General features: G+C 61.9%; 12 protein-coding genes. 11 read left to right on the forward strand and 1 reads right to left on the reverse strand.

Annotated features, from left to right (window positions below; genetic code table 11):
• Positions 1-3 precede the first annotated feature (3 nt).
• From VGN12_03645 to VGN12_03695, 11 genes are all read left to right on the forward strand, one after another.
• Entirely contained in the window at positions 4-675 is a 672-nt protein-coding gene (locus VGN12_03645) for an acetyltransferase (GenBank protein ID HEY4308525.1), read from the forward strand.
• Positions 676-816: 141 nt separating this feature from the next.
• Entirely contained in the window at positions 817-1,128 is a 312-nt protein-coding gene (locus VGN12_03650) for a hypothetical protein (GenBank protein HEY4308526.1), read from the forward strand.
• On the forward strand, positions 1,121-1,822 hold the full coding sequence (locus VGN12_03655; GenBank protein ID HEY4308527.1) for an SDR family oxidoreductase: 702 nt from the start codon (positions 1,121-1,123) through the stop codon (positions 1,820-1,822). Before VGN12_03650 ends, VGN12_03655 begins: the two co-directional genes overlap by 8 nt.
• A complete protein-coding gene (locus VGN12_03660; protein HEY4308528.1) occupies positions 1,822-3,216 on the forward strand; it encodes a fatty acid--CoA ligase family protein in 1,395 nt (464 codons plus the stop codon). Before VGN12_03655 ends, VGN12_03660 begins: the two co-directional genes overlap by 1 nt.
• The gene (locus VGN12_03665; GenBank protein HEY4308529.1) at positions 3,217-4,278 is read left to right on the forward strand and encodes a ketoacyl-ACP synthase III; all 1,062 of its coding nucleotides are present in this window, start codon (positions 3,217-3,219) and stop codon (positions 4,276-4,278) included.
• A 150-nt stretch (positions 4,279-4,428) separates the two neighbouring features.
• On the forward strand, positions 4,429-4,668 hold the full coding sequence (locus tag VGN12_03670; GenBank protein HEY4308530.1) for an acyl carrier protein: 240 nt from the start codon (positions 4,429-4,431) through the stop codon (positions 4,666-4,668).
• Between the two features lie 48 nt (positions 4,669-4,716).
• On the forward strand, positions 4,717-5,481 hold the full coding sequence (locus VGN12_03675; protein HEY4308531.1) for an SDR family oxidoreductase: 765 nt from the start codon (positions 4,717-4,719) through the stop codon (positions 5,479-5,481).
• A 16-nt stretch (positions 5,482-5,497) separates the two neighbouring features.
• A complete protein-coding gene (locus tag VGN12_03680; GenBank protein ID HEY4308532.1) occupies positions 5,498-6,124 on the forward strand; it encodes an acetyltransferase in 627 nt (208 codons plus the stop codon).
• Between the two features lies 1 nt (position 6,125).
• Entirely contained in the window at positions 6,126-7,256 is a 1,131-nt protein-coding gene (gene wecB / locus VGN12_03685) for a UDP-N-acetylglucosamine 2-epimerase (non-hydrolyzing) (GenBank protein ID HEY4308533.1), read from the forward strand.
• On the forward strand, positions 7,253-8,509 hold the full coding sequence (gene wecC, locus VGN12_03690) for a UDP-N-acetyl-D-mannosamine dehydrogenase (GenBank protein ID HEY4308534.1): 1,257 nt from the start codon (positions 7,253-7,255) through the stop codon (positions 8,507-8,509). Before wecB ends, wecC begins: the two co-directional genes overlap by 4 nt.
• Positions 8,510-8,575: 66 nt before the next feature.
• The gene (locus VGN12_03695) at positions 8,576-10,720 is read left to right on the forward strand and encodes a bi-domain-containing oxidoreductase (protein HEY4308535.1); all 2,145 of its coding nucleotides are present in this window, start codon (positions 8,576-8,578) and stop codon (positions 10,718-10,720) included.
• A gap of 187 nt (positions 10,721-10,907) precedes the next feature.
• Here the strand turns inward: VGN12_03695 and VGN12_03700 are convergent, their stop codons facing one another.
• On the reverse strand, positions 10,908-11,420 hold the full coding sequence (locus VGN12_03700; protein ID HEY4308536.1) for a hypothetical protein: 513 nt from the start codon (positions 11,418-11,420) through the stop codon (positions 10,908-10,910).
• Positions 11,421-11,692 lie beyond the last annotated feature (272 nt).

The following is an 11,692-nucleotide window of genomic DNA, read 5'->3' on the forward strand; positions in this document are numbered from 1 at the left end:
TTCATGAGTTCCGCGTCGAAATCTCCTGGAACGATTCTCGTCATCGGCGCCGGAGGGCACGCCAAGGCCGTGGTCGGAGCGGCCAAGATTTCCGGGTATGACGTTCGCGCGATCTACGACGACGACGAGTCGAAGTGGGGAAAGGGGATCCTGGGAGTTCCCATCTTCGGACCGATCAATCGGATCCTCGATGCGCCGCGAATTCCGGTCATCGTGGCCATTGCCGACGGCACGACGCGCAAGGCGTTCGTCGAGCGTTTGCCGCTGGAATGGGGAACCCTGATTCACACGACGGCCGTCATCGATCCGACCGCGGAAATCAGCCCCGGCACCGTAGCGTTCGCGGGCGTCGTAGTTCAGGCCGACGCGAAGATTGGACCGCATGTGATTCTCAACGCCAATGCCACGGTGTCGCACGATTGCGTGCTGGAAGAGTATGTCCATTTGGCCCCCGGCGTTGATTTGGCAAGCGGCGTCCACGTCGGCGCTGGCACTTTTTTCGGCATCGGTTCGGTGGCGATGTCCGGAATCCGGGTTGGCTGCTGGACCACAGTAGGCGCAGGAGCCGCGGTCACGGCGGACCTGCCGGATCGCGTCGTCGCCGTCGGCTGCCCGGCGCGAATCATCAAGTCGATCGAGAACAAGCCGCTTCCCTCCGGGGTCGATTATCGGTAACGACGAGCCTCGAAATCACCGCGAAACGCCCGTCCGGCAGGGTCCGGATTGGACGATCGCGAGCTACGCTTCAAGAGCGAACCGTCTCTCGGGTCGGCACACGTTCGAATAATGTCGGATTGAGTGGAAGGAACAAGAGCTTTGAGTCACGATTTGGACCGAATCACGACGCTGATTTGGGATGCCATCGACGAGGTCAACGAACTGTTGCCCGCCGACGCGCGCATTCCTCGTGAAGACGACGCCATCCTGCTTGGTAAAGCGGGCGCACTGGACTCGTTCGGCCTGGTCAACCTGGTCGTGGCGCTCGAGCAGCGCATCGAAGACGAATTTGGCGTCAGTTTGACGCTGGCCGATGAAAAGGCCATGTCGTACAGCCGTAGCCCCTTTCGCAGCGTGCATACCCTGCGCGACTACGTCGCCGACCTTTTGAATCGCGCGGCCCATGCCTGATCGACCGGTGTTACTAATTACGGGCACGCGCAAGGGCATCGGCCGGGGCCTGGCCGAACACTATGCGGCCCACGACTACGTTGTCGTCGGTTGCAGCCGACGCGACGTAACCGGCCTGCCGGAGAATTACCACCATTTTTCCCTGGATGTCACAGACGAACCGGCCGTGAAGCGCATGTTCGCCGAGATCCGCAGCCGGCATGGCCGCCTGGATGCGCTGGTGAACAATGCCGGCATAGCCAGCATGAACCACGTATTGACGACACCGCTCAGCACCGTGCTCGACGTATTGCACACGAACGTAGTGGCGCCGTTCCTGTTCTGCCGGGAAGCGGCCAAGCTCATGCAGCGCAAACGGTTTGGCCGCATCGTGAACTTCGCCACCGTGGCGACGCCGCTGCGACTCGAAGGTGAAGCGATCTACGCCGCCTCGAAGGCCGCGGTGATTTCGTTGACACAAATTCTGGCGCGTGAGCTGGCGGATTTCGGCATCACCGTCAACGCCGTCGGGCCCACGCCCATTCCCACGGATCTGATTGCCTCGGTCCCCAAGGAAAAGATGGACCACTTGATCGCCCGCCAGGCGATCCGCCGTTTCGGCGAGATCCGCGACGTGATTAACGTGGTTGATTTCTTCCTCCGCGCCGACAGCGATTTCATCACGGGTCAAACCATCTTCCTCGGCGGCGTTTAATGTCCCTGCAATTCCTGCTCGATGCCTTCGCGACCGATCCGGCGGCGGATGCCATCGTTTGGCGCGAGCAGACTTATCCCTACTCGTGGTTGCTGGCGCGCGTCGAACATTGGCGTGCCGAGCTGCGGGCGTGGCAGATTCCCGCAGGCGCCGTGGTGGCCATCGAAGCCGATTTCTCGCCCAATGCCGTCGCGCTGTTCCTGGCCTTGCTCGAGCGTGGCACGATACTCGTCCCCCTGACGTCGAGCCTGGCCGCCCAGCGCGCCGAATTGCTCGACACGGCCGAGGTGGAATGGATCGTCAATATCGACTCACACGATCAGGCCACTGCGACAAAGCGTGAGACTGCCGCGCAGCACGAGTACTACCAGCGGCTTCGCACCCTGGGGCATCCCGGGCTGGTCCTCTTCTCGTCGGGGTCAACCGGCAAGAGCAAAGCCGCCGTGCATGACATGCTGGGCATCCTCGAAAAATTCCACGTTCCTCGACATCGGTTGCGGACCATTTCGTTCCTGCTGTACGACCACATCGGCGGCATCAACACGATGCTCTACACGCTGTCGAATCACGGCTGCCTGGTCACCGTGCAAGACCGCACGCCGGACGGTGTGCTGGGCGCCGTCGAGCGCCACCGCGTCGAACTGCTGCCGACCTCGCCTACGTTTTTGAACATGGTGCTGATGAGCGAGGCTTATTCTCGCCATGACACCAGTTCGCTCCGTACCGTGACCTACGGCACCGAGCCGATGCCGGAAAGCACGCTGCAACGATTCCACGCGTTATTCCCCACGATCCAGCTCGTACAGACGTACGGCTTGTCGGAGGTGGGAATTCTGCGCTCGAAATCGAAAAGCTCGGACTCGTTGTGGGTCAAAATCGGCGGCGAGGGATTCGAAACGCGCGTCGTCGACGGCATCCTGGAAATTAAAGCCCGCTCCAGCATGCTCGGATATTTGAACGCTCCCAGCCCCTTCACGGCCGACGGTTGGTTCATCACCGGCGACGAAGTGGAAGTCGACGGCGAATACTTGCGGATCCTGGGCCGGAAAAGCGAAATCATCAACGTCGGCGGTCAAAAGGTTTATCCGGCCGAAGTCGAAGGGATCATTCAAGAAATTCCCGGCGTCAGCGACGCGGCCGTCTACGGCGAAAGGAACGCGATTACGGGCCAGATCGTTTGTGCGAATGTGTCGCTGCGTGCCGAGGAGCCGCCGGCCGAATTCGTGCGCCGCCTGAAACAGCACTGCCGCCAGCGGCTGGAGCTGTTCAAGGTTCCGGTCAAAGTTCGCGTTGTCGACGATGCCCAGCACGGCGGCCGGTTTAAGAAGATGCGACCGCACGGTCAAAGCGATACCGCAAAAGCCCCGCTAACATCCGGCGAGAGGACCCCGTAAATGGCCAGCGGACGCCTCAACCAGGTACGCATCGCGGGCATCGCCAGCGCTGTCCCGCAGCGGGTGCTGACTCTGGCCGACGATGCGCAGATCTTCGGCCAGACTGAGATCGAACGCATCAGCCAAAACATCGGCGTGCAGCAACGTCACGTGGTGAACGGGAACACCTGCACGTCGGACCTATGCCATGCCGCGGCCGAGCGGTTACTCGCCGAACTGGATTGGCAGCGCGATTCGATCGATGCGTTGATCTTCGTGACGCAAACGCCCGACTACTTCATGCCCGCCACGGCCTGCGTGCTGCAAGATCGACTGGGGTTGTCGCGCGGCTGTGCGGCATTCGACGTGAATCAAGGTTGCGCCGGCTACATCTACGGGCTGTGGATTGGTGGGCACCTGGTGCGTGGCGGATGCCGTCGATTGCTGCTGTTGGTCGGTGATACGACCAGCCGGTTGGTTTCGCCGCGCGATCGCACCATCACCAGTTTATTCGGCGACGCGGGAACCGCGACGGCGCTGGAATTCGACGCGGACGCTGCTGCGATGCAATTCGAGTTGGGCGTCGACGGAGCCGGCCGTAGCTGCCTGATGGTGCCGGGCGGCGCGTTTCGTCAACCGCATTCCGCACAAAGTAGCGAGCGCACCGAGCGGGCCGGCGGCAATTTTCGTAGCGACGAAGATCTGTTCATGGACGGCGGTGAAGTTTTCACGTTAGTCCTGCGCGAAGTACCACGACTCATACAATCCGTTCTTACATCAGCCGAAATGACGGTGGCCGACATCGACAATTTCGTCTTTCACCAGGCGAACCGCTTCATGCTCGGCCATTTGACGAAACGTCTGCGGCTTCCGACGGACCGCGTGGCTGTCGGCCTGACGAACTACGGCAACACCGGCTCGGCCTCGATCCCGCTGGCGATCACGACCGAGCTGCGCGAAACCTTAGCGCAGCAGTCGCGCCGGCTGCTGTTGGCGGGCTTCGGTGCGGGTTTTGCCTGGGGAGCGACGGTTCTGCACGGTGGGCCCATGTGCCTGCCCCCTCTGGTCACGGTGGCCGATTAATACCAATGCAACAGTTGTGCTTGCCCGAGATATACATCGGTCGCGGCGGCGCGATTTCGCTCGTATCTTACTGTAGACTAATAAGTTCGACACACTGCCAGTGTGGGGCGCAGCCGTTTCGCCGGCGCTCTAGTCGGTAACGAGGAAACTATGGCGGCTACCAACAACGAGTTCGTTCGCCGGTTGGCCGAGGCCTTGAACGAGGACGAGGCCACGGTCCAAGAAGCCACGGTACTGGCCGACCTCGAAGGCTGGGACTCCGTTGGCCAACTATCGGTGATCGCGCTCATCGACGAGTGCTTCAACCAGCGAATCAATGTCGACGCGTTGCGCAAATGCCAGCGAGTCGGCGACCTGCTGCAATTGATCAACGGCAAGGCGCAACATTAAGCGCTGCACATAGCGCAGATGCGATCGCCCGATCATTCCTTGGCACCCATGACCAGCAATCCGTTCCAGTTGCCAGGAAGGCGCGTGATCATCACCGGCGCCTCCTCGGGCATCGGACGCGCCACCGCCGTGAAATGTGCCGAACTTGGCGCGACAGTCGTCTGCCTGGGCCGGAACGAAGAGAGGCTGCAAGAGACCGTCACCTCGCTCGCTGGTTCCGGGCATTCGCATCGCACGATCGACGTCGACGACGCTGACGCTCTGACGCGCACCATTGAAACCATCGCTGCCGAGGGTGGTCCGCTCGGAGGCATCGTTCATTCGGCCGGCGTGCAACGCGTTACGCCGCTGCGGATCGCCAAGGCCGAGGACTTCCTCTCTCAATACCGCACTAACGCTTTGAGTGCTGCGGCGATCCTCGCGGCCGTGGCGAAACGAAAGGTCGCCGATCCGAACGGAGCCTCGGTCGTTCTGGTCGGATCGGTGATGAGTGTCCTGGGTGCGGCCGGGCTCGCTGCGTACTGTTCGTCGAAATCGGCTCTCACGGGTCTGGTGCAGGCCGGGGCCTTGGAACTGGCCACGGCCAGGATTCGGGTCAATGCCGTATTGCCCGGAGTCGTCGAAACCGAAATGTCACAAAAGTACCTGGCAGCGCTGGCCGAGGATCAGGTTCAAGCGATTCGCAGTAAACATCCGCTCGGCCTGGGGCAAGCGGAGGACGTTGCGCTCTCGATCGTGTTTCTGCTGGGAGATGCGGCACGCTGGATTACCGGAACATGCCTGACGGTCGACGGGGGCTACTCGGCCCAGTAAGGTAGAGGCTATGGGAATGAAGCGATTGTTCATCGCCGGCGCAGGGGGCTTCGGCCGCGAGGTCGCGGCCTGGGCGCGCGATTTTTGCGAAGCCGAGAAGGACTGGCAACTCGCTGGCTTTTTGGACGACAACCCGCACGCGCTCGGTGATTTTCCCTGCGACCTGAGCGTCGTCGGCACCGTCGACCAGCAGCACTTCGGGCCCGACGACCGGGCCTTCGTCGCGATCTGCGAGCCACGGGTGAAGATGCAGATCGTGCAGAAGCTGGCCGGCCGTGTGCAATTCGCCACGATCATTCATCCCACTGCCATCGTCGGCTCGCATTGCAAGATCGGCGCCGGCTCGATCCTTTGCCCGGGCACCGTGCTGACCACGAACGTCACGATCGGCGACCATGTGCATTTGAACTTGAAGGTCACCGTCGGCCACGACTCGCAGATCGGGTCGTATTCCACGCTCAACAGCCACGCCGACATCACCGGCGCGGTCATTATCGAAGAGGCGGTCTTCATGGGCTCACACGCCGTGGTTCTCCCGCGTGGCCACGTCGGTGCTTTCGCGCGTGTGGGCGCCGGTAGCATGGTGCTGCGGCACGTCGCCGCCGGCGATACCGTCTTGGGCGTGCCGGCACATAGGGTATAGCGTGCGCCCACTCCGCCCTCTCCTGATTTTCGGCACCCGACCCGAAGCCATCAAAATGGCGCCGGTCGTACATGAGTGTCTGCGCCGGCCCGACCAAATTGCGCCGATCGTCTGCCTCACCGGACAGCATCGCGAGATGCTGGCGCAAGTGACCGACTATTTCGGCATCCAAGCCGATCTCGACCTGGCGCTGATGCAACCGAATCAATCGTTGGCCGAGCTAACTGCCCGCTGCTTTCAAGGCATCGACGGGGCGCTCGCCCGCTTTACGCCTGACTGCGTCGTCGCCCAGGGTGACACCACGACCGTGATGGTCGCTTCATTGGCGTCGTTTTATCGCCGCATTCCTTTCGTACACGTTGAAGCTGGCTTGCGCACCGGCAATCTGCAGGCTCCCTGGCCCGAGGAGATGAATCGCCGTGTGGCCGGCATCGTCACCGCGGTGCATTGTGCCCCCACCGAACGATCGGCCGAGAATCTTCGCGCCGAGCACGTTCCCGACAGCAGCATTTTCGTCACGGGCAACACCGTGATCGACGCTCTGCTATGGGCGGTCGAGCGCGAGCGAGCCGGCGACGCCCGCTGGCGCGATAAATATGCTCGCCTGGGGGACAGCCGGATGGTGCTGATCACCGGGCACCGGCGCGAGAATTTCGGCCAGGGTTTCCAGGATATTTGCCAGGCCATCGCCACTCTGGCCACGCGGTTCGCGGACGTGCAGTTCCTTTATCCGGTACATTTGAACCCCAACGTCCAGGAACCGGTCCGCAAGTTGTTGGGGGACAAGCCTAACGTACACTTGACCGAGCCGGCCCCCTACCCCGAGTTCGTGTGGCTGATGGACCGTAGCACGGTCATCCTCACCGACTCGGGCGGCGTGCAAGAGGAAGCTCCGTCGTTGCGCAAGCCCATTCTGGTGATGCGTGATACGACCGAGCGTCCCGAAGCGCTCGAGGCCGGCGCCGTCGAACTCGTCGGCACCAACGTGACGCGAATCGTCGAGTCGGTCAGCCGACTGCTGTCCGATCCCAACGAATATGCTCGACGACAACTCGATAACAATCCGTACGGCGACGGTCAGGCAGCACGCCGCATCGTGGACATCATGCTCGAGCAAGGTTGGAATCAATGAGTTCAGAAGGAAGTGGTCTGGCCCACAGCGGCCGGATGTTCGCCCCGGGTAAGTCCAAGGTCTGCGTCATGGGGCTCGGCTATATCGGCCTTCCCACGGCCAGCATCCTGGCCAACAAGGGGTACCACGTCCACGGCGTTGACGTGCGTCCCGACGTCGTCGATACGATCAATCGTGGCCAGATTCATATCGAGGAACCGGATCTCGACATCCTCGTGCGCTCGGCCGTGAACAGCGGCCAGTTGAAGGCCGGCCTCGAACCGCAGCCGGCCGATATTTTCTTTATCTGCGTTCCCACGCCGATCAATCCGGATCACTCGCCGGACCTCAGCTTCGTCGAGCAAGCCTGCCATGCCATCCGGCCGCACGTCCGGCCTGGCAACCTGATCATCCTCGAATCCACCAGCCCGCCGCTGACCACGGACGAGATCGTGCTGCGTCACGCCGTCCCGGACGGTATGGTGCCGGGCCGTGACGTTTTCATCGCGCATTGTCCCGAGCGCGTGCTGCCGGGGCGTATCTTGCTGGAAGCGGTGCAGAACGACCGCGTCGTGGGCGGCATTACGCCGACGTGCGCCCGGGTAACCAAAGAGTTCTACCAGACGTTCGTCAACGGCGAGATCTTCGCCACCAGCGCCAAGACGGCCGAAGTGACCAAGCTGGTCGAGAACGCCTACCGCGACGTGAACATCGCCTTTGCCAACGAACTTTCGATTCTGGCCGATTACCTCGAAATCGATCCATGGGAATTGATCTCGCTGGCCAATCGTCACCCGCGTGTGAACATCCTCAGCCCCGGGCCAGGCGTTGGCGGTCACTGCATCAGCGTTGACCCCTGGTTCCTCGTACACACGGCGCCGCAATTCACGCCGCTGATCCGCACGGCCCGCGAGGTGAACGATGCCAAGCCGCATCACGTGGTCGAACACGTGGCTAAGCTGGCGCGACAGTTTCACGCGCCGAAGATTGGCTGCCTTGGCCTGACCTACAAAGCGGACGTTGACGACTTGCGGGAGAGCCCGTCGCTCGAGATCGTGCGCGACTTGCTCAAGTTGAACCTGGGTGAAGTGCTGGCCTGCGATCCTTACGTTTCGCCGAAACGATTCACTGAGTTTCCGCTGCATGCCCTGTCGGACGTCGTGCAGCAGAGCCAGGTGCTGGTATTGCTGACGGACCATCGCCAGTTCCGCGACATTCCCAAAAAGACTTTGCAGGAAAAGGTTGTCGTCGATACGCGCGGACTTTGGCGCTAACGTCGACATACTGACCGCGGATCGCTTTCTAGTTTTCCAACGCGACTCCACACCACAGAGATCGTCGTGAAGCAAGTCGTGCAAAATTTCGGTTCGGGCGTGCTCGAGTTGCTCGAGGTCCCCTGTCCCGCCGCGGGACGTGGGCACCTGTTGATACAAACGCGCGCCAGCCTGATTTCGGCAGGGACCGAGCGGGCCCTGGTCGAGTTCGGTCAGGCCGGCCTGTTGTCCAAGGCTCGCCAAAGCCCCGAACGCGTTAAGCAGGTGTGGGACAAGATCCGCACCGAAGGGCTGATGCCTACGATGGAATCGGTCTTCGCCAAGCTCGACGAGCCGATGCCGCTGGGCTACTCGAACGCGGGCATCGTGGTCGAAGTCGGCCCCGGCGTCACCCAATTCGCCGCCGGCGACCGTGTGGCCAGTAACGGCGGTCATGCCGAGATGGTCAGTCGTCCGATTAACTTGTGCGCCAAGATTCCCGCCGGCGTCAGCGATGACACGGCCAGCTTCGCGGTCCTGGGATCGATCGGGTTGCAAGGCATCCGCCTGTTGCGCCCCGAGATCGGCGATACCGTGGCCGTTTTCGGCCTGGGCTTGATCGGCTTGTTGGCCGTGCAAATGCTCGCCGGCAGTGGTGCCCGCGTCCTGGGCATCGATCCCGATCCCAGCCGTCGCGAAATGGCGCGCACGTTCGGCGCCATTCCCGTCGACGTGGCAGGCGATCCCGTCGCCGCGGCCCTGGCACAGACCTCGGGGCACGGTGTGGATGGCGTCCTGGTGACGGCGTCAGCCCGTGACGACGATATTCTCAGCCAGGCAGCCCGCATGTCGCGCAAGCGCGGGCGCATCGTGCTGGTGGGTGTCGTGAATATGGAACTGAATCGCTCGGAGTTCTACGAGAAAGAACTGTCGTTCCAGGTCTCCTGCTCGTATGGACCCGGCCGCTACGACGCCCAGTACGAAGATCAGGGACTCGATTACCCGTACGCCTTCGTCCGCTGGACCGAGCAGCGCAACATCGAAGCGGTGCTCGAACTGATGGCATCGGGCCGGCTGAACGTCGCCCCGCTTATCACCAAACGGATCACGCACGCCGAAGCGGCCAAAGCCTACGAACTGCTCTCGGCCGACCGCGGGCAGTTGGGCATCGTGCTCGACTATCCCCAGGTGCCGCCGGTTGCCGGGCGCGTGGTGCGTACTCCGACCGTCGTAACCCCCTCAACCGCCACGGCCCAGGTTACGGTGGGCGTTATCGGAGCGGGCAATTTTACGAAGCGGATGGTGCTGCCCGTCCTGGCCAAAACCAAGGCGCGCCTGGCCACGATCGCCAGCGCCGGCGGCGTCACGGCGGCCCACGCGGCGCGCAAATTCGGCTTCGAAGCCAGCACGACCGACTACCGCACGATTCTGGCCGACAAGGACATCAACTGCGTCTTCATCACGGCGCGGCACAACCTGCACGCGTCGATGGTCGTCGAGGCGCTGGCCGCGGGCAAGCACGTGTTTGTCGAGAAGCCGTTGGCGATCAGCCGTGGCGAACTGCACCGCGTGCAAGAAGCGTTTGCCGCGAGCCGCGGCCTGCAACTGATGGTCGGATTCAATCGGCGCTTTTCACCGCACGCTTTGAAAATGCGCCAATTGCTGTCTTCGCGATCGCAACCCGCGGTCATGAACATGCTGGTGAACGCCGGCGACGTGCCACGCACCCATTGGATGCATGACCCGCATGTCGGCGGTGGCCGCATCATCGGCGAAGGCTGCCACTGGATCGACTTCTTGAGCTTCCTGGCCGGTTCACCCGTCGTGGCGGTGCAATCCATCACGGCCGGCGGCGTCGGCAGCGCGCAGCCTCAGAAAGACAACATGTCGATCTCGATGTCGCTGGCCGATGGTTCGATCGCGAACCTGCATTACCTGACCGGCGGTCATCGGGCGTTTCCCAAAGAAACGCTCACGATCTTCTGCCAGGGACGCGTGCTCGAACTCGATAACTTCCGCCGCTTGCGCGGACTCGGCTGGTCAGGTTTCAAGCGCTACAACCTGTTCCGCCAGGATAAGGGGCATCACGCCGAGATCTCGTCGTTCATCGACCGCGTCGCCTCGGGCGGGCCCCCGCTGATTCCGCCCGCCGAACTGTGGAACGTCACCGAAGCGTCGTTCGCCGCCGAAGAAGCCGCGGCCGAACATTCGCGCGTACAGCTCTCGGTGTAGCAGTCGCGGCGTCTATTCAAGGCGCACTCATCTCGGCGCACCACCACCGCGCCATGCTTTTTCCGCCACCGGCGGAATAAGCATGCTTGCTTCGATATCCCGGCGTCGTCGCTCGGCCGGCCGGAAAGCCCGTCGGCATCGCGAAAGCAACGATGCTTATCCTGACGGGAGACATCCCGGCGCAAATCTACAGCGGCTTCGCGTCTTGACGCGGAAACCATTGCAGAACTTCGGATGCCTTTCCGCATCGGCTCTCGGGAACGCGCGACTGGATCTCTTGCAAGAAGTCCCGAATGCCGATCACCGCGAGCGATACACGGATTTTTTCACCAAGAGCGCCGATGACGATGACCAACCCATTCGACTTGGAGTAGACGATTTCTTGAATATCGGTCCAGCGAATAAAGCGGGGCTTGCGCCAGGGAGAAATGCTTTCGATCCCCTCCGGGCTAACGGTGATTCGAAGAGCCATCGATTCAATAAAATAGTAGCCACCTCCGATGCCGAAGAACGCGAGTATGAGGGACATTAGGACGTAGTCCGAGACCGTTCGTACCGGGGCCGCAACGAAAAGTATTGCAAGTATTCCGGGAATCAACAGTCCTGTCGCGAACCCAAAAGCGCGCAAGTGCCAACCATACCGCAAGACCATGTTTCCCTTTGCGTCCTGCTTGGGGTGTTGCCTTGCCGCCAGCAACATCCAGACTTGAAATCCGACGGCCACCATCCCAACGATGAACAGGTTTGATTGCATCACAATGGCACCACGTGGAAGTGACTGAACCGGCCAAATGCTGGGTAAATGATGCGGGAGTCGCGCTGAGACGGCGATATGCCCTCGCCGGAACGCCGCTAAGAAAGAATATGGCAACAAAGCGGGCAGTGCCGGGGCAACGCAATCTCGACGCGGTTTGCTCTGGTTATGCCGATTCTGGCATTAGTCCAGTGCTGGCCAATGCGGAAGCGCAGCAC

This window comes from Pirellulales bacterium (assembly GCA_036499395.1).
In the GTDB taxonomy this organism is placed as follows: Bacteria; Planctomycetota; Planctomycetia; order Pirellulales; family JACPPG01; genus JACPPG01.

Bases quoted from the DNA above. Each gene is read 5' to 3' on its own strand.
- wecC (HEY4308534.1), top strand. From the start codon at position 7,253: ATGAGTTCAGAAGGAAGTGGTCTGGCCCACAGCGGCCGGATGTTCGCC.
- VGN12_03670 (HEY4308530.1), top strand. From the start codon at position 4,429: ATGGCGGCTACCAACAACGAGTTCGTTCGCCGGTTGGCCGAGGCCTTG.
- VGN12_03700 (HEY4308536.1), bottom strand. From the start codon at position 11,420: ATGTTGCTGGCGGCAAGGCAACACCCCAAGCAGGACGCAAAGGGAAAC.
- VGN12_03665 (HEY4308529.1), top strand. From the start codon at position 3,217: ATGGCCAGCGGACGCCTCAACCAGGTACGCATCGCGGGCATCGCCAGC.
- VGN12_03675 (HEY4308531.1), top strand. From the start codon at position 4,717: ATGACCAGCAATCCGTTCCAGTTGCCAGGAAGGCGCGTGATCATCACC.
- VGN12_03660 (HEY4308528.1), top strand. From the start codon at position 1,822: ATGTCCCTGCAATTCCTGCTCGATGCCTTCGCGACCGATCCGGCGGCG.
- VGN12_03645 (HEY4308525.1), top strand. From the start codon at position 4: ATGAGTTCCGCGTCGAAATCTCCTGGAACGATTCTCGTCATCGGCGCC.
- VGN12_03680 (HEY4308532.1), top strand. From the start codon at position 5,498: ATGAAGCGATTGTTCATCGCCGGCGCAGGGGGCTTCGGCCGCGAGGTC.
- VGN12_03655 (HEY4308527.1), top strand. From the start codon at position 1,121: ATGCCTGATCGACCGGTGTTACTAATTACGGGCACGCGCAAGGGCATC.